The organism is Furfurilactobacillus cerevisiae, from assembly GCF_048961765.1.
Taxonomy (GTDB): domain Bacteria; phylum Bacillota; class Bacilli; order Lactobacillales; family Lactobacillaceae; genus Furfurilactobacillus; species Furfurilactobacillus milii_A.
Genome location: NZ_CP185253.1, coordinates 1,745,077 through 1,762,963 on the forward strand (window position 1 = coordinate 1,745,077; position 17,887 = coordinate 1,762,963).

At 43.4% G+C, this 17,887-nt stretch carries 15 protein-coding genes; 4 read left to right on the forward strand and 11 right to left on the reverse strand.

The genetic code is table 11. The features are described from left to right. Positions 1–89 precede the first annotated feature (89 nt). On the reverse strand, positions 90–2,165 hold the full coding sequence (locus tag ABUE36_RS08385; RefSeq protein WP_421016581.1) for a peptidoglycan D,D-transpeptidase FtsI family protein: 2,076 nt from the start codon (positions 2,163–2,165) through the stop codon (positions 90–92). Positions 2,166–2,335: 170 nt separating this feature from the next. Here ABUE36_RS08385 and ABUE36_RS08390 point away from each other — a divergent pair, with 170 nt between their 5' ends. Next, on the forward strand, positions 2,336–4,975 hold the full coding sequence (locus ABUE36_RS08390; protein WP_421016582.1) for a YfhO family protein: 2,640 nt from the start codon (positions 2,336–2,338) through the stop codon (positions 4,973–4,975). A 150-nt stretch (positions 4,976–5,125) separates the two neighbouring features. Here the strand turns inward: ABUE36_RS08390 and ABUE36_RS08395 are convergent, their stop codons facing one another. From ABUE36_RS08395 to ABUE36_RS08440, 10 genes are all read right to left on the reverse strand, one after another. Beyond that, a complete protein-coding gene (locus ABUE36_RS08395) occupies positions 5,126–5,443 on the reverse strand; it encodes a HesB/YadR/YfhF family protein (protein WP_421016583.1) in 318 nt (105 codons plus the stop codon). Positions 5,444–5,557: 114 nt separating this feature from the next. Next, entirely contained in the window at positions 5,558–6,559 is a 1,002-nt protein-coding gene (locus tag ABUE36_RS08400; protein ID WP_421016584.1) for a lipid II:glycine glycyltransferase FemX, read from the reverse strand. 227 nt (positions 6,560–6,786) lie between these two features. Beyond that, positions 6,787–7,272 carry a transcription elongation factor GreA gene (gene greA / locus ABUE36_RS08405; protein WP_017261736.1) on the reverse strand — a complete coding sequence of 162 codons (486 nt, stop codon included), beginning with the start codon at positions 7,270–7,272 and terminating at the stop codon, positions 6,787–6,789. 185 nt (positions 7,273–7,457) lie between these two features. Next, positions 7,458–8,135, reverse strand: a complete 678-nt coding sequence (udk, locus tag ABUE36_RS08410) for a uridine kinase (RefSeq protein WP_421016585.1) — start codon at positions 8,133–8,135, stop codon at positions 7,458–7,460. Between the two features lie 20 nt (positions 8,136–8,155). After that, a complete protein-coding gene (mltG, locus tag ABUE36_RS08415) occupies positions 8,156–9,274 on the reverse strand; it encodes an endolytic transglycosylase MltG (RefSeq protein WP_161001373.1) in 1,119 nt (372 codons plus the stop codon). 244 nt (positions 9,275–9,518) lie between these two features. After that, positions 9,519–11,930, reverse strand: coding sequence for a phenylalanine--tRNA ligase subunit beta (pheT, locus tag ABUE36_RS08420; RefSeq protein ID WP_421016586.1), 2,412 nt, complete (start codon positions 11,928–11,930; stop codon positions 9,519–9,521). Between the two features lie 9 nt (positions 11,931–11,939). Continuing rightward, entirely contained in the window at positions 11,940–12,986 is a 1,047-nt protein-coding gene (gene pheS, locus ABUE36_RS08425; protein ID WP_017261732.1) for a phenylalanine--tRNA ligase subunit alpha, read from the reverse strand. 387 nt (positions 12,987–13,373) lie between these two features. Beyond that, positions 13,374–13,715: a winged helix-turn-helix transcriptional regulator gene (locus tag ABUE36_RS08430; RefSeq protein WP_421016587.1), complete on the reverse strand. Its 342-nt coding sequence runs from the start codon at positions 13,713–13,715 to the stop codon at positions 13,374–13,376. 47 nt (positions 13,716–13,762) lie between these two features. Next, on the reverse strand, positions 13,763–14,266 hold the full coding sequence (locus tag ABUE36_RS08435; RefSeq protein WP_161001376.1) for an HD domain-containing protein: 504 nt from the start codon (positions 14,264–14,266) through the stop codon (positions 13,763–13,765). A 133-nt stretch (positions 14,267–14,399) separates the two neighbouring features. Next, a complete protein-coding gene (locus ABUE36_RS08440; protein WP_421016588.1) occupies positions 14,400–15,170 on the reverse strand; it encodes a TrmH family RNA methyltransferase in 771 nt (256 codons plus the stop codon). A gap of 98 nt (positions 15,171–15,268) precedes the next feature. Between ABUE36_RS08440 and ABUE36_RS08445 the strand changes: the two genes are divergently transcribed. The 3 genes from ABUE36_RS08445 (at position 15,269) to ABUE36_RS08455 (ending at position 17,887) form a co-directional block, all read left to right on the forward strand. Continuing rightward, positions 15,269–15,544 carry an acylphosphatase gene (locus tag ABUE36_RS08445; protein WP_421016589.1) on the forward strand — a complete coding sequence of 92 codons (276 nt, stop codon included), beginning with the start codon at positions 15,269–15,271 and terminating at the stop codon, positions 15,542–15,544. A gap of 80 nt (positions 15,545–15,624) precedes the next feature. Further along, a complete protein-coding gene (gene yidC, locus ABUE36_RS08450; RefSeq protein ID WP_421016590.1) occupies positions 15,625–16,584 on the forward strand; it encodes a membrane protein insertase YidC in 960 nt (319 codons plus the stop codon). A 277-nt stretch (positions 16,585–16,861) separates the two neighbouring features. After that, complete coding sequence (locus tag ABUE36_RS08455) at positions 16,862–17,887, forward strand: IS30 family transposase (RefSeq protein ID WP_010619295.1); 1,026 nt, start codon at positions 16,862–16,864, stop codon at positions 17,885–17,887.

Sequence of the window (17,887 nt, forward strand, 5' to 3'; positions counted from 1 at the left end):
TCCACTCTGCTTGAAATTGGCGAAGACGCCTCAACTCGAACAATTCTATCATTTTTATTCATTGTTGACCAGTATTTTCTGACAATTGACTATTTAAATCCGTCAGAACTTTGAATATCTTTCCAGTACAAATTATAAATGTCAGCTGCAATATCCTGGTTAACAAGATATGAAGCAGTTTCTTCCGGCAAGCCAGGAACCGCTACAGCGACTGCAACTTGTGGATTATCCGTTGGTGCATAACTAATGATACTGGAAGTAACAGTCTGCTTACCGTTAACAAATGTTTCGGCAGTCCCCGTTTTAGCAACAATCCCAGGCTTCAATTTAGTTAGCACTTCAGCACCAGTTTTATGCGCAGAGGAACCGTTGACCACTTGCCACATCCCCTGTTTAATAATCTTCTTGGCATCAGCACTTGCTGAAACGTAGTTCAATGCTTTTGGATGGGCCTGATATTCAACATTTCCTAATCCACCATTTTTGTCAGTTCCACGAATTTGTGAAACTAAGTAAGGCTGCATCCGGTAACCACCATTAGCCAGCGTTGACACATACTGAGCTAATTGTAACGTTGTGTACGCATCATAGTTACCAAACGCCTCAACTAAGGCTGACCCAATGTTAGCACGGCCAGAAAGCCCCTTTAATCCTGCCGACTCACCAGGTAAGTCAATCCCCGTCTTAACACCTAGTCCATACTGACTGAAATTATTTCTAAGTGTCTGGAACATTGTGCTTGGTAATCCGTTGATAGATTCACCTTGCGAGTATTTGAAACCAACCATCTTCATCGCAACCTGAACGGCATATGAGTTAGAAGATTCTTCTAGCGCCAGTGCGGCATCCATCGGGAAAGCCCCATTTTGGTTCCAGTCAGTCGTAATTTTCGACGTCCCAGTCAGAATGATCGGTTGATCAACCAGTGTATTGTTCGAAGGTGTAATGGCGCCACTTTCGAAACCACCGGTCAACATAGCGGGCTTAACAACAGACCCCATAACGATTGGTTGGTTAATTGCACCTAACGCGTCGGTTGTTACTTTGCCAGTGTTTGGATCACGGGAATCACCGCCCATTGCTAGCACAGCCCCCGTTTGGGGATTCATGACCACTGCGTAAGCACCCTGACATGTGCCGCTTGGCAAACGTTTATCAATGACTTTTTGGACATCATCCTGAAATTTAGAATTAATCGTCAAGACCAAATTAGAACCCTTGGCACCAGCGTATTCTTTGGTTTCCTTGGTGATTTTGCTATTATTGCTAACTTCCACAGACGTTCTGGACTTAGTTCCGCGAAGAATTGGCTCGTAAGCTTTCTCTAAGTAACTCGAACCAACGGAATCGTTTCGTGAGTACCCTTGTGAGAGCAACTCATTAACCTCGTCGGCAGGCAATCCTTGCTTTTCCGTCGTGACAGTCCCTACGAAACTTTTAACGGAATTTCCTGCAGGGTACGACCGCGACCAACTGGTTGCCGTTTTCACACCAGGCATATTAGACATGTGTTCACCGATTTGTGATACTTCCGTAGGCGTTACGTCCGTCTCTTTAATGTAAGTCGTGGACAAGGCATAGGCACCATTCATCTTCGTGAAAATCGTGGCAGCGTTTTTCTGACTGTCAGATAGTTCAGGCTTGTGTTTGGCCACGTAATCTTGTTGAGCTGCCTGCAGAGCAGTTGTGCTCATGGAACTAGCCTTAGGAATTTTAGCAGTGACTGCTGCACTGTGTTTGCTATCCGCCAAATAATAAATCGCTGCCTGACGATCTGTTAATGTATTCGTCGGCACCGTCAGATAATCACCAAGCTTGTTGGCCACTTTGTACATATCTTCAGCGGTAACATTGATTCCTTTGGTATAACTAATGGCTTGATGGGCTTCATTGCCAACTAACACTTTACCCGTTGAATCGTAGATCATCCCACGTTGCACATTGTTGGTTTCAATCGTATTATCCGTACGGTTAATTTCTGCCTTAAACATTGAACCTTTTTTCAACTGTAAATAAGCCATTTGAAAGGCCAAGGCTGCTAACAAAAGAAACACAATGACCAGCAGTAAATTTAACCGAAACGGAATCCGCGTCGTTTGATCATCGTGATTGGTTTGCGTTTTTCTGCGCTGAATAAACTTATTAAACACTGAATCCTCAACCATCCTTATCTAATTCATAATTGCACATCTTTTAACACGATATACGTAAAATTTCGGCAAAGCGCTTTGCCAGTCGAAAAGTATCGTCTATCATTGTATAGGAAGTTATCAAAAAGCTAAAGTGGCCAAGCCAAACTTTACTTTTTTTTGAGAGAAAGGAATCCGCTAAAACAATGATCAAACACGTCATCAACAAAACATGGCCATTATTACTGAGCTTTCTTGTGCCCAGTCTTTTCATGTTAATTTATTTTGCCAGCCGCGGCATGGCACCGTTTGGCCGTAGTTCTTTATTAACTGTTGACATGGGGCAACAATACATCGATTTTTTTGCGTTCTTTAGAAATACGTTGCTACATCACCCTGGTAGTTTCTTTTATAGTTTTAGCAAAGCCCTTGGCGGAGAAACAACCAGCTTATGGGCCTACTATTTAATGAGTCCGTTTAACTTATTGCTACTCCCCTTTAGCAAAGGTGCCCTTTCAACCGGCGTGCTCACAATGACCGTTGCCAAATACGGTTGTGCGGGTCTCAGCCTGGGCTGGGTATTAAACCGCTTACAGATTCAATTTGGTTGGCGGTTACCCATGTTTGGTACCATCTATGCTTTGTCCGGTTGGACCATTGCCAATCAGCTTAACCTTATGTGGTTAGACGCACTGATTGTTTTGCCATTAGTTGTTTATGGTCTTGAGTGTCTCATTAAGCAACAGCGTTGGTTGCCATACGTAAGTTGGCTAGCAGTTGCCTTCATCGTGAACTATTACATGGCTTACATGATTAGTTTGTTCACCATTTTGTACTTCATCTTTAGTGTTGTTTGGCATTGGCAATCATGGCATCGCCTGCTCATTAATGGCCTACAGTACGTTGGCGCCTCCGTATTAGCCAGTGGCGTCGCAGCATTTATCCTACTTCCCACATATTTCGCGTTACAGCTAAGCAAGGCAAGTTACACCCTCACTAAATTTAAATGGACGTGGGATTATGCGCCATTAAAAATGTTGGGCAAACTTTATCCAGGCGGTTTTAATTTCGCTCAAATGCCTAAGGGACAACCTAATTTATTTGTCGGCGCTGCCGTCCTTATCCTAGTCGTTGCCTTTTTCATAGAAGGCAAATTTCACTGGTCGGTTAAGCTGGCAGCCAGTCTCATCACCATTTTCTTTGTCCTCTCTGTTTCATTTACACCATTAAATTTATTATGGCATGCGGGTCAGTTCCCAATTTGGTACCCTTATCGTTTTTCATTTATCGTTAGTTTCTGGTTTATTTGGCTAGCAGCCATAACGTGGCGTCCGGAAAAGCACCTCAATTGGTGGTCAGTTGGCGTTACAACTTTGCTTTTAGTCGTCAGCGATATCTACGTCTTCACAAACAGTCATCACTTAAACTTCATCACTACAGGACAAATCATCACCGGCACTGTCATAATGTTGATTGCACTCATTTGCCTGTCTCCATTGGCACACCAGTTCCGCTGGCTACTTTACCTAGTACCCATGTTAACGTTCGTTGACATGGGTACCAATGCGGTTCTATCACTCAATAAAATTAGCTATGTACCGCAAAACCAGTTTGCAATCTATACCAACATTCTCGATCAGACCAGCCAAGCGACAAAGAAATTGAATTCTGGTTTGTACCGTGTTGGTACCACCTTTCAACGGACGAAAGATGATCCCATGCAAGGCGATTACTTCAGCGGCTCACATTTTGGATCAACGCTAGAGCGTAAAACAACTGGATTCTACGACCTGACAGGTAATCCTGATGGCGATGGTTTCGTCACATACGCTAACGGAACCGAATTTATGGACGCATTACTGAATATGAAATATTTCTGGAGCGTCAATGACATTCCTCTTGTTGGTCATCATTCGGAATACAAATACTTACCAACATTAACTCGCAAGCCAGATCTTCATGACTACTCAGCTGCCAAGCAATTGCCACTGACAACCATTTATCAAAATCCTAATAGCTTAGGAATGGGCTTCATGGCGGCCAAACAAACGCTTGACGTCAAACAAATTATTCATGATCCTATGACTAATCAAAATCAATTATGGAACGCTTTATTAGGCCAATCCTCGCAAACTAAGTTATTCACCGCTGCCAATTTCAACGGTGTAACGTTTACCAACACAAATCGTCTGACCAATATCACCGGGTCTACCTTGACCAAAATCAAACCGCGGAAACCTGCGCAAATGACATTAACCTTCACGCCACAAACTGACGACGCTTACTATTTATCGCTTGGCGCTAATTTGCAAAAGGACAACGTTAAAATATTGTTGAATGGTCAACCGCTGGCACAGTATCAAACATTCCGAAATACAGTTTTAGTCAATATCGCAAATCAACAAAAAGATGAACCACAAAAAATCACTTTTGTTCTCAAAAAAAATGCCCTATGGCTTCAAAATGTCACTTTGTATCAATTACCGCAGCAAGCATTTCAAACGGGCATTAAGCAATTGCAACAACACCCCCTGAAAGTTACGGATTGGGGACAAACGCACATTAGCGGGCATGTCATCGCGACTCATAAACAACCGGTTCTAATGACAAGCATTCCTGCTCAAGACGGCTGGCAAGCATTCGTTGACGGTCACCGTGTCAGCACCCATACAATCGCCGATGAGTTTATTGCATTGCGACTCGCACCTGGTCCTCATCACATTACCCTTCGCTACCGAACACCTTACCTCGGTGCCGGCATTTTCATCTCGTTAGTTAGTCTCACTGTCTTAGGTGCTAGCGAATGGCTGAAGCGTCGCCGCAATAACGATGAGTTCGTCAAATGAGTATCCCAAGTCAGCCATCTAACTGTTTCGTTATTTTAGCCATCAATACTAAAAGCGTTCTGCTTTTTTCCGTTTGGAAAAGGCAGAACGCTTTTTAATCCCATCATTTTAAGCTAAGCAAGAGCATCATTACTCTTAATCTCAAGTAACCTACTGTAACCGTGAATCATGTTCTTGCGCAACATATTCATATTTAGGCTCATCATTTTTCTTGTCAAAATCAATGACAAAATCGTAACCAGCGAAAAGCCACGCATCTCCATAATTCACAAAATACTTAATCCCATCTTTTTCAGTCTCGCCAACTGGCCGATCAGGATCTTTATCCGGCACCATTGCCATTGAAAAACCATCATGAATCGGTGTTTTTCCATAAACCTTACCGTAAAACTTCATCCCATCACCCGGTTTTAGACCAACTTCATCTTGAAACCATTTGCTGGCAGCGTCTGTAACTGTAATTTGCATACGTGGGCCTCCACTCTAATGAATTCGCTTTCATGCGTATACTTTAGCACAAATGAAGTGGAAAACCAATGAATACATTCCTGTGAAACGTTGATGTGACAGCTTTCACAAGCACTAACGGTTAACAAACTTTTGGTAGGCCTGTTCGTCATAAACTTTGTCAATTTCGCCAATATATTCAGTGGCTTCACGCACATAACCGTGCTTAAACAGCCACAAACCATCACTCTTATCTAGTGCAAAGACGCCACCTAGATCATAACGGTCTTTATGTGCATCAACGGCTTCGTTGATCATCGCCCACTGAATTCGGTACGGCGCGAGTAGCTTCGGCTCTTCATTAATACTGCCACCGTACATATACCAGAGCTTATCACCGTACTTGAACGCTAATGAGCCGGCCAAATCTTGCGTTTCAGAATGGGCAACGAAGATGCGTAAAATATCCGTGCCTTCGAAGGCCGTTACCATTCGGTCAAAGTAATCTCGCGGACGGTAGGTGATCCCTTGTCGGTGACTCATTGCCTCATAAAGTGCGTAGAGCCGGTCCATTTCTGCCATGCTGCTACCAGAATCTACCGTTAATTCAGGCTTAATTGAGTGCCGCACATCGTGACGCGTATTCGGCCGAAATGTCATTAACACATCATCAATACTTTTATCTTTTAAATCCATCACCATGTTAAACCGCGGCTGAATTGTATCATGCATGCCGACATTACGATTTCTTACTTGGTAACCGTGTTGTTTAAATGTATCGTTTAGTGCATCGTCGTAAACAACCTCAGGGTCCATCCGCAAGACATACACATTGTTTTCTCGTAAGGCAGGCTCTGCTTCTGCTACCAATGCATCGATAGTCGCAACATCCGTTGGATCACAAACCGGTCCTTTTGAACAATAGGCGAGCTTTTCACCGTCTTCATTTGCAATCATTAAGATGGACATCGCCGCTGTAATCTTGCCATCCTTCTCAAGGGTGACATGTAACGGTTCCCAGTTGTTCTTAATTTCTCCCCAACCTGGATCCTGTGTAATTGAAGTAAAGGGTGCGCGTCGCACAAATTCTGTGTAGCGCGTCATTGCATCATGATCTTGTTCATTGATAATCGGCATGTTGTCGTTCCTTTCAAAATTAACTAATTGGTGTAAACCTGTTCATTATTTTACCGTACTTAAGGTATGACGACAAACAGCGGACGCTACCTTAAGGTAATCAAAAGAAGCTGTGAAATCACCAAGCAATATCACCAATAAAGACTAAACGGTGATACAATCTGATTTTTCACAGCCTCTGATATAGGCCTTATTCACTATTAATGACGCTAAGTACTACTAAAAGCTTATTCAGCGTTCTTAACGGATAAAATTGAAACCTTCATTGACCCAGCAGGAATTTTAATTTCTACTTCATCCCCAACTTTGTGACCAATCAAACTGCGAGCGATTGGCGAATCGTTTGAAATCTTGCCACTCATTGGGTCAGCTTCGGCAGCGCCGACAATGGTGTAACTTTCAGGTTCTTCATCAGGCAGTTCCTTAAAGCTAACCAATTTACCAATTGAAACTTCATCAGCAGCCACTGCATTACTGTCAATAATTTCAGCATTGTGTAACATTGTTTCGACCAATGAAATTCGGCTTTCAATGTTAGATTGTTCATCCTTGGCAGATTCATATTCAGAGTTTTCTGACAAATCACCGAAACCACGCGCAATCTTGATGCGTTCAATAATCTGCGGACGGGTCACTGTTTTTAAATTTTCTAATTCTTTTTCTAGTTTAGCTTTACCCTCTTCAGTCATTGGGTATGTTTTTTCTTCAGCCATAGTTAGAGGCTCCTTTGTAACTAATTTCGACAGTCACAAGGTTACCATGTGATCTACACCTTGTAAACGGCTTCCTGTAAAAAAAACACACATTCTCGGGTTGAATTACGTAAATCACAACCTCAAGAGACCAAAAACGACAAATCCAGATTAAGTTTCTGTCTTTGCCGTTTAAGGTGAACTATTTATACTCCTTTATGATTGGCCTGCTTAAACAGGTTATCCTTACCGTCACGCGCCAAAATGTCACGAATCTTCGTTGACAGAAGATCAATGGCGACTGTATTTTCGCCACCTTCAGGAACGATGATATCAGCATAACGCTTAGTTGGTTCCACGAATTCGTGATACATCGGTTTAACCGTTGCTAGATACTGTTTAATAACAGTATCCAATGTTCGCCCTCGCTCATTTATATCACGTTGAATCCGGCGAATAATCCGGATGTCATCATCCGTATCCACGTACACCTTAATATCCATTAAGTCACGCAGACGAGGATCGTCAAGAATCAAAATACCTTCTAAAATAATTACATCGCGTGGTTCCTGCCGAATCGTTTCGGCACTGCGCGTTGATTCTTTATAATCATAAACTGGCTTATCAATGGCTTGATAGTGAATCAACTGATCAAGCTGTTCAATTAAAAGATCATTGTCATACGCTAACGGGTGATCATAATTAACCGCGTTTCTTTCAGCCATCGTCATTTCAGCTTGATCATTGTAGTAAGAATCTTGTTGCATAATCAGAATTGAATGGCCGGCAAGCTGGTTATAGATTGCCCGGCTAACTGTTGTTTTACCACTACCAGACCCGCCGGTAACGCCAATTACAATTGGCCGTTTTGTCTGCTCTGTCATCACTGATGCCCTCTTACTCGTTATTTTTGTTTATTATTGTCGTTTTGATACTTTTGCGTGTATGCATTTTGTTCGTCCAATGTCTTGGAGAAATGAATCTTACCTGTCTTCATATTAGCTACAAAGTACAAGTAATCTTGATCTTCATCAGTTGGCTGAGCAATAGCTTTAATAGCATATATCCCAGGGTTATTAAATGGTCCTGGTCCGTAACCGGTATTGGCATACAAATTATAAGGTGAATCAACCTTTAAATCTGCCAGTGACAAGTTAGGTTTATGCGTCTGCAAAGCGTATTGAACGGATACATCTGATTGTAACGGCATCTTAGCCTTAATCCGGTTGAAGAATACACCAGCTACTTTCTGCATATCACTTGGCGTATTAGCTTCCTTCTGTGCCAATGAAGCGAGTGTCATGGCCTGTTGTACGGTCAAGTTTTCCTGCTGAAATTCAGACAAGTAGGGTTGAATACGTTGATTAGTAGCGGCAACCATTTGTTCAACTAATCCCTTTAAATTCTTCGGTTTCTTAGTATCGTACACGGCTGGGAACAAATAGCCTTCCAAATGGTAACGAACATCTGAGGCCGACATCGTCGACGACAACAGATCTGGATAAAGCTTTTGAAGACCATTCAAGAAATCTTGGTCCTTCATCAAGTTTAGAAAATCCTGTTTTGTATATTTGGAATGCTTTGGCAAAGATGCTGCAATCTGGTCAACAGATTCGCCTTCAGTAATAAGAAGTGAATTTTTCGACGTTGTAATAAGCGGCGTGTCTGAACCGACGCCGTTCAATTGCTTAGCCACTTGTTTGACATCCATGTTCTTTGTCACAACGAAATATCCAGCTTTAAAGTCTGCCAGATTATGGTCAGCAATATACTTGTTAAAAGTTGACGCACTCTTGATGGCACCAGCTTTTTGCAATTCAGAAGCAACTTGATCTGAAGTCGCTCCTTGCTGAACTTCGATTTGAACTTTCTTGTGACTCTTCGGATCAACGGCCTTCAAGTTATTGGTGTAAGTCATATTGCGGCCAACGACCACGCCAACAATAATGAGCACAATCGCAATGAAGATACCAATTAACCAGTAACGGCCAGCATGTGACCGGCGACGCCTGCGACGTTGCATAATATTAAGTTCCCCCTCTTAAAAAATCATCTTTTATATTGTAGCGAAAAACAGACTGCAACACCACATTTCACATAGCAATGACATCTTTTTGACACATTTGCTAATCACAAATTGCTTTTTTGCGGTCATGCCTCCCTTAAGACGACAAAAAGTGCCATGGTGATTTCTCAAATTGAGAGTACCATGGCACTTAATTTATGGAACAAATAACTAATCCATTCGAAATCAATCTGAATTCGTATTAACGAATTTCAGCATCAAATTCCTTTTCTAATGCAGCGGTTACTTTGTCAAACGCCTTAGTCACATCGGCCTCAACTAATGTTGCCTGACGGTCACGGTAGGTCAACGTATATGCCAGTGACTTCTTGCCCGCTGGTAAATGGACGCCTTCGTAGACGTCAAATAGCTGAACATCTGCCAAATGTGCACCACCACGCTTGTTAATTAAAGCAACAACATCCGCGTTAGTCACGGACTGATCCACAAGAATGGCGATATCACGTGTAACATCCGGAAACTTCGAAATCGGTTCATACTGCTGTTGATCATGTGGTGCGTCAATAAGCGCCTGCAGATTCAACTCGAATACGTAAGTGTCAGGAATCTTATAATCGCTGGCTACCTCAGGGTGAACTTGACCGACAAAACCAACAACCTGGTCACCAACATAAATGTCAGCTGTCCGACCCGGATGCATTTGAGCATGAGCCTGAGTCGCTTCATAGTGAACTGGTTCTGACAGACCCATGTCGTGCAAGAATAAGTCAACAATTCCTTTGATACCGTAAAAATCAATCGTATCGGCTTCTGCATGCCATGTTTTGGTTGTCAGTGTACCAGTGACTGCCCCAGCAATGTGTTCAACTTCCAATGGTCGAATTGCATCACCTTCGCGATAGAATACGCGACCTTGTTCATAAAGGGCGACATTCTTCTGTTTACGGGCAACATTATAGGCAATATCATCCAGCAACCCACTGATTAAATTCATCCGGGCGGTTGTATGGTCCGTACTCATTGGGAAAGCCAACTCAGTAGGTTCACTATCACGCATCATGAACTGCTCAGCCTTAGCGGTCGTTGTCAAAGCATAACTAATCGCCTGATTTAACCCAGCACCCTCTAATAGTCGTCGTGAGTCACGAATAACTCGTTGTTTGAACGTTAATGCACCAGGTGTCATCGTGCCATATGGCAACGTAGACGGAATATTATCATAACCATATAAACGAGCGACTTCTTCAAATAGATCGGCCTCAATATGAATATCCCAGCGACGAGCTGGCACTGTGACATTGAATGTCTCACCGTCGTTGTCAGTCGGAAAGTTAAGATGATCAAAAATGGTCTGAACCTGGTCAGCTGTCAATTGAGTGCCCAACACATGATTAATCCGCGTTAACGTGACGCTAACTTTGGCAGGCTCAACAGGCGTGTCGCTGCCAACACCAGTCCCTTGTTCTGTCTGTCCCTGTCCAAGTTCAGCCATGAGGGCTGCAGCGTGGTCTAAGGCATTTTGATTATCGTCCTTATTAACACCACGTTCGAAGCGCATTGAGGCTTCTGAATGGAGATTAAAGAAGCGCGCGGTTTTACGAATCTTAATTGGGTCAAAAATGGCGCTTTCGATTGCAATCGTCGTCGTATTATCGTCAATCTCCGTGTCCAAACCACCCATCGTGCCGGCAAGGGCAATTGCATGTTTGTCATCAGCAATAACCATATCACTATCACGCAATTTGCGATCTTCACCATCGAGAGTCGTTAAGTGTTCGCCTTCATCTGCCAAACGAACGTGAATATGATGACTAGAAAGTTTGTCATAGTCAAACGCGTGCAATGGTTGCCCATATGTCAACATGATGTAGTTGGTCACATCAACGATGTTATTGATTGGCCGCATGCCGGCTTCCCACAACCGTTTTTGTAGCCACAGCGGACTATCCTGAATAGTGACGCCACTAACAACACGCATTTTATATGTTGGTGCCAATGTCTCATCTACTGAGAATTGTAATAGGTCACTGACTTTGCGTGAGCCATCTTCATTTAATGAGAACGTTGGCATTTTAGGTGTCTTGCCATAAATGGCGCCAACTTCCCAAGCAGTTCCGTTCATTGAGTTCATATCACCACGATTAGGCGTTAGGTCAGTCTCAACAATGTCGTCATCCATCCCCAAAATTGGGAAGACAGATGAACCATTCTCACTGTCTGCTGGCAAAATATAAATACCCTCATCATAAGCCTTAGGTGCAATCTTCTCGTCGAACCCAATTTCTTGAAGCGCACACAGCATGCCGTTTGAAGCAACGCCTCGCATCTTGCTCTTTTTAATTTTGTGATGACCAGCAATCCAGGCGCCTGGCAAAGCAACGATTACTTTTTGTCCCTTGGCGACATTTGGTGCACCACAAACAATTTGTAATGGTTCATCTTCACCAACGTCAACTTGGCAGATATGCAAATGATCTGAGTCTGGATGCGGCTCAACACTAAGCGTTTCACCCACCACCAGCTTGCTCATACCATCACTCATTTTATAAACTTGGTCGACTTCGACCGCTGTTCGTTCAATCTTCTCACCCAACGTCTGTGGGTCCACGTCCAGGGTGAGGTATTCATTTAACCAATCCATTGAAACTTTCATCGCTGTAGTTTACCCCCGTTTGTAAAATTGTGTTAAGAAGCGTGTGTCGTTTAAATAGAAATTACGAATGTCATCGACACCGTATTTCAACATAGCAAACCGATCAGGCCCTAGACCGAAAGCAAATCCACCATAAACAGATGAATCAACACCGGCCATCTTCAGCACATTAGGGTGCACCATACCGGCTCCTAACACTTCGATCCAACCGGTGTTCTTGCAGACGGCACAGCCTTTACCCATACAGTTGAAACACGTAATGTCTGCCTCAACAGAAGGTTCCGTGAACGGGAAGTAGCTTGGCCGCAAACGAACATCAAATTCGTCACCAAATAGATTAGCAGCAACCATTTCCAGCGTTCCCTTCAAATCGGCCATGGTTACATGTTTGTCAATTACTAGTCCTTCCACTTGATGGAATTGATGGCTGTGGGTAGCATCGTCAGTATCGCGACGATAAACCCGGCCGGGACTAATCATCTTCAGCGGTCCCTTACTAAAGTCATGAGCTTCCATTGCACGTGCCTGATTAGGGCTGGTATGCGTTCTCATGAGAATTTCCGGTGTAATGTAAAAAGTGTCCTGCATGTCACGGGCCGGATGATCTTTTGGCAAGTTCATCATTTCAAAGTTGTGGTGATCATCTTCAACTTCTGGTCCATCGACAACTTGGTAGCCCATTCCTAGGAACATGTCTTCCAGTTGATCAATAATTCGCTGAATCACATGCGGTTGGCCCTGTGCAACCGGCGTGCCAGGCAATGTAACATCCAGCGTTTCGGATGCCAGCTTAGCATTAATCGCTGCCTTTTTAAGTTCTTGATTCCGCTCTTCAATAGCCGCCGTCAACTCATCACGAATTTGATTGGCGAAGCTACCAATCTTGGGACGTTCTTCTGCTGAAACATCACGCAAACCACGTAAAGCTTGTGTAATTGGACCTTTCTTACCTAGTAATTGAACGCGAATTTCATTAATACGGTCTAAGCTGTCACCTTTTTTTATGTCAGCCAATCCCCGATCATGCAATTCTTGCAGTCGTTCTCTTAATGCCATGTGCTGCCTCCTAAAAGTTAGTCTATCTACCCAAATGTGTGCTTAATCTTTGTTAAACAAAAAAATCCCTTTCCTGATAAAAAATCAGGAAAGGGACGACGAATCGCGGTACCACCCTCGTTGCACATCATTTACAAACACAAATAATGCACCACTTAAAACCGTTAACGGAGGTCCCGGAGAATTTTTTGCTTACATTATCAGATATAAGCGCCCAACTTCTGCTCAAAAAGTGAATTCGCTGTGCCTCTCATGAACGACTTTCAATCAATGGTCGTTCTTCCTGGCTAACTCAACACAGTTACTCTTTTTTATCGTCGCATTTAATTATGAGTAAGTTTACAAAAATTAATTTTATGCTAATGGTGCCACGTAGTCAATGGGAGACTAACAACCTTCACCATTCCATTTGTCTGACCACGCGTGAATCGTGTCCATCATGTCTTGCATATCGCGACCCTTGTCGGTCAGTCGATATTCGATCAACGCAGAATCATCGTGCGTTGTACGAGATACAATACCTGCCTCTTCCAGCTCTTTTAACCGTTCGACCAACATCCGATCAGAACACTTGTCAATTGAACTGGCAATGTCCTTAAAACGCAAAGCGCCCTGAGCCAACAGTGATTCAATAATCAACCCATTCCACTTTTTACCCAAGATTGAAAAGGTGCGTTCAAACTTTGGACAGAGTTTGAAATCTGTCATTGCTATCATTGTCTCTGACATCATGTACGCCCCCTTCCTCTTTAAAATATGCTAACTGTTTTTTTCCATTAAAAAGACGCCGCCGTTTTCACACGAGCAACAAGACCTGCGACTTTTGAACGTAAGGGCCCAAAATATTCGTGAGAGGCTTCATAGTCGTCAACTAACGAGACCAACAAGCTTTCCTTATATTTTGGCATCGCCATGGTTAGACCAAACATATGCTTCAAAATGATGTCTTTTTCCATGTCCGACAATTCCGTTATCTTTTCGGCATTTCGTAATGACACCCGTGGATGAATAAAGGCATGCGTGCCTAAATCAAACTTGGTTGTCCGCCAATCGTAATAAAACAGGTCGTGAAGTAATCCAGCACGTGCAACGGCCTGGTAATTCCAGCCCCGCCGTTTAGCAATCTTATAACTGTCAAACGAAACACCTAAGCTGTGTTCCAATCGGTTGCTGTGATGATGTTGGGTGAAGTTCGCTAAACGTTGCACTTCTGGACGAGCCAATAAATCACTCACTAATGCAACATACTCAGAATCCTGTTTCCACTCATTTGGTTTCATTCAATGCTTCCTTTTTAAGTTGTATGAAGTGCCCATTTGAATCTGAAAGGTATTGTAGCAGGTTTGCTTACTTTTGCATAGTCTTATGCACTAATATTTTTCACTTTCGGAAAAGTCGCTGTCTTGTCTGAAACTATTGTTCTTTCAGCCGAAACATGAGCACACCGGCAGCGATAGCAACATTTAATGACTCTGCCTGGCCAAGAATTGGAATGTACAAATTAGCCGTCGTAACATCCCCTAATGCTGGTGTCATGCCATTACCCTCGTTGCCCATAATGAGTCCAAACGCACCTTCTGGCTTTACTTCGCGATAATTTTTTGCCTCTGGATTGAGCTGAGTACCATAGACCTCTATACCAGACCGTTTAAAATAGCGGGTTGCAGCAAATAAATCTTCGGATACCAGTTTGACATGAAATTGGCTACCCTGCATTGCCCGAACGACTTTAGGAGAAAATTGATCTGCCGTGCCACGGCCAAAGACAACACCCTCGAACCCCGCTGCATCGGCTGTCCGCACAATGGTTCCAATATTGCCTGGGTCTTGGACAGCATCCAAAAATACCCATGGTTGGTGAACAACCTCTGGCAACGTCGTGCTTGTCGCCGGCATTTTGACCTCGGCAAAAATACCTTGCGGCGTAACCGTGTCACCGATGGCCTTAGCGACCTCGTCACTAATTTCAAACGCGTTTAAATTTGCTGGCAGTTCATCACGATATTCACGCCATGCCTCATGCGTGCCCATTACTGAAACCAATGTCGTGCCGGCACCGATTGCTTCTTTAACCAGATGCCAACCATCCAGCAAATACGTTTGCTGTTGTTCGCGGCCCTTTTTAGTTGCCAATTTCTTCCAGGTCTTAACCCGACCATTTTGAAGTGATACAATTTTTTCCATAATTTTTACCTCACTGGTCAAAATTATAGCATAGTCGGTAGCCATTCATGCTAGCATGGACGTTAAAGCGCGATTAAACTTTAAGGAGGCGTCGAACAATGGCTCAAACAGCTGTCCTACTTACCGCACATGGTCGTGTTCAGGGAGTTGGTTTCCGTTACTCAACTTACCAATTGGCGGTGCGTCACCACATCTATGGTTTTGCCCGCAACAATGCAGATGGCACCGTTACCATCCTCGCACAGGGTTCGACTGGCATGGTGAACGCTTTTATTGAAGCAATCAAAAAATCACCTAATAGTTGGGCTCACGTGACTCAACTTGAACAAACAAAACAAGCAATTCAGCCGTTGAAAAAGTTTGACATTTACTGACTAAGCATTGAAATCACGGTGATTATCTAGTATTCTTAGCAAGTTAATGAAGTTTAACTTGAAAGGATTCACAGATAATAATGAAAAAAAGAAACCGCCTAGCGGTCATCACGGCCCTCGGCACCCTCACCCTACTTTTAAGTGGCTGTGTGCGTACTAGTCACGGAAAACCCGTTGGTTACATCTGGAACTACCTTGGTGAGCCGATGGTTCACTTTATGGAATGGGCTGCTAAACTACTTGGTGGCAGTTATGGTTGGGCCGTCATTCTTCTGACCGTCATTGTCCGACTCATCTTGCTCCCGTTAATGGTTCGTCAATCCAGACAGGCAACGGTTCAACAAGAAAAGATGTCAATGGTGCGGCCTCAAATGAATGACATTCAAGCCCGTCAGAAAGCTGCTAAAACACCTGAAGAACGTAATGCAATCAGTCAAGAAATGATGCAACTATACCGTGATAACGGTATTTCAATGACTGGCGGCATCGGGTGTTTGCCACTGATTATTCAGCTACCTATTTTCGCAGCCCTGTATGCGGCAATCCGATATGCCCCTGAATTAGTAAATGCTACATTCTATGGTATTCATTTGGGGAAGCCAAACATTATCTTGGCGATCCTGTCATTCCTAGCTTATCTGCTACAAGGCTACCTATCACTACTTGGTTTACCGGAAGATCAAAAGAAACAAATGCGTTCCATGATGATCATGAGTCCCATTATGATTCTGTTTGTTACTTTCTCCACTCCAGCAGCCTTAGGTCTGTACTTCTTCGTCGGTGGTCTGTTCGCTTGCTTGCAAACACTCATCATCGCTTGGTACCGACCACGGATACGGAAACAAGTGGCTAAAGAGCTCGAAAAGAAACAAGCTGAAAATGCAACTCATGTGCAACCTAAGCCTGTTCAGGCAACGGAAACACCAGTCAGTGCAGCGCCAATAACATCACGTCAACCACAAGAAAAGTCAACTAATGACAACATGGATCGTAACAATCGCAAACGTAATGCTGGAAAACAACAGCATCATAATGACTAACCGTCTGTTGCAATGATTGTGATGGTTCACTAATAGCACAAAATAAGAGGCCGTTCTTCAATTTGAAGGACGACCTCTTATTTTTGTGCTATTTAACTGAATGTTGAAAATACTGATTAGTTAGTAAAACTTATGGCAAAAAACGGAAAATACTATTTCCTCGATTTAAAATTGAAGTGCAACACCTGCTCTAATAGACCAGTTCTTTATTCAGACTAGTCAAAAAGGCCATGAAGACCTATTCTTAATTCACCACAAACAAGAAAGAGGTATCTTCATGACCCGAATTAAGAATATCATATCTAATCAGTATCACCAACTCAATTTAGCTGAACGTGGTCGAATTGAATCCCTAAGGGACTTAGATTGGTCTATCCGCCGGATTGCCCAGGCCCTTCATCGTAATCCCAGCACGATTTCACGTGAATTAAAACGTGGGACAACGACACAGATTAACGCTAGTACTCATATCTTTGAACAGTCATATCTGGCAGAAACTGGTGAAGCAATTTATCGTAAGCACCGACTAAATAGCTGTTATCGTGGACTCTTTGATCATTGTCAAACCTTCTGTAATGCTTTGGTGACAGCTTTAAAAGCGCGTCCCAGGATGCATAGTGTGGATACTTTTGTCCACCAATTCAAGACTGATCACCCAAGGCTTGTCTGCCCCTCAACACCGACGGTGTACCGGTATATTGATGACCAGCGTTTAGCTATCCGCAATTCAGACCTACCAGCTAAACTACGTCGCCGGATTAAATGCCCCGGGGCAAAGCATCATCGAATCAATAAGAAAAATCTGGGCCATTCAATCGAAGAGCGTCCCGCCATGGTTCAAGCGCGTCAAGAGCTTGGACACTGGGAAGGTGACTTGGTCAAAGGCAAACGGGTTGAATCTGAGCCAGCATTAATGACTTTGACTGAACGTGTTAGTCGCTTAGAGATCATCGTTAAACTTCCCAATTATCATGCCGACACTTGCTTGAAAGCCCTCCAGAATACCTTATATGACTATGGAACCGAGCACTTTAAAACCATTACTTTTGATAATGGTGCTGAGTTCTCAAGCTTGAGTCAAGTCAAGGGAACTGACATCTACTTTGCCCATCCTTATTCACCATGGGAACGTGGAACCAATGAGAACACTAACGGCCTTTTGCGCGAGTTCTTCCCGAAGGGCAGATCCTTGGCTTCGGCCTCACTCATTGACATTCAGCTGGCTCAAGATACCTTAAACAACCGGCTACGGCGGTCATTGAACTATCGCTGCCCAGCCGATCTAATGCCTGAACTAGCTTAG

What these genes read in the sequence shown, in the direction of transcription:
- mltG (WP_161001373.1), bottom strand. Translation starts at nt 9,274, where the DNA reads ATGCAACGTCGCAGGCGTCGCCGGTCACATGCTGGCCGTTACTGGTTA.
- ABUE36_RS08390 (WP_421016582.1), top strand. Translation starts at nt 2,336, where the DNA reads ATGATCAAACACGTCATCAACAAAACATGGCCATTATTACTGAGCTTT.
- udk (WP_421016585.1), bottom strand. Translation starts at nt 8,135, where the DNA reads ATGACAGAGCAGACAAAACGGCCAATTGTAATTGGCGTTACCGGCGGG.
- pheT (WP_421016586.1), bottom strand. Translation starts at nt 11,930, where the DNA reads ATGAAAGTTTCAATGGATTGGTTAAATGAATACCTCACCCTGGACGTG.
- ABUE36_RS08445 (WP_421016589.1), top strand. Translation starts at nt 15,269, where the DNA reads ATGGCTCAAACAGCTGTCCTACTTACCGCACATGGTCGTGTTCAGGGA.
- ABUE36_RS08395 (WP_421016583.1), bottom strand. Translation starts at nt 5,443, where the DNA reads ATGCAAATTACAGTTACAGACGCTGCCAGCAAATGGTTTCAAGATGAA.
- pheS (WP_017261732.1), bottom strand. Translation starts at nt 12,986, where the DNA reads ATGGCATTAAGAGAACGACTGCAAGAATTGCATGATCGGGGATTGGCT.
- ABUE36_RS08385 (WP_421016581.1), bottom strand. Translation starts at nt 2,165, where the DNA reads ATGGTTGAGGATTCAGTGTTTAATAAGTTTATTCAGCGCAGAAAAACG.
- yidC (WP_421016590.1), top strand. Translation starts at nt 15,625, where the DNA reads ATGAAAAAAAGAAACCGCCTAGCGGTCATCACGGCCCTCGGCACCCTC.
- ABUE36_RS08440 (WP_421016588.1), bottom strand. Translation starts at nt 15,170, where the DNA reads ATGGAAAAAATTGTATCACTTCAAAATGGTCGGGTTAAGACCTGGAAG.
- greA (WP_017261736.1), bottom strand. Translation starts at nt 7,272, where the DNA reads ATGGCTGAAGAAAAAACATACCCAATGACTGAAGAGGGTAAAGCTAAA.
- ABUE36_RS08400 (WP_421016584.1), bottom strand. Translation starts at nt 6,559, where the DNA reads ATGCCGATTATCAATGAACAAGATCATGATGCAATGACGCGCTACACA.
- ABUE36_RS08430 (WP_421016587.1), bottom strand. Translation starts at nt 13,715, where the DNA reads ATGTCAGAGACAATGATAGCAATGACAGATTTCAAACTCTGTCCAAAG.
- ABUE36_RS08455 (WP_010619295.1), top strand. Translation starts at nt 16,862, where the DNA reads ATGACCCGAATTAAGAATATCATATCTAATCAGTATCACCAACTCAAT.
- ABUE36_RS08435 (WP_161001376.1), bottom strand. Translation starts at nt 14,266, where the DNA reads ATGAAACCAAATGAGTGGAAACAGGATTCTGAGTATGTTGCATTAGTG.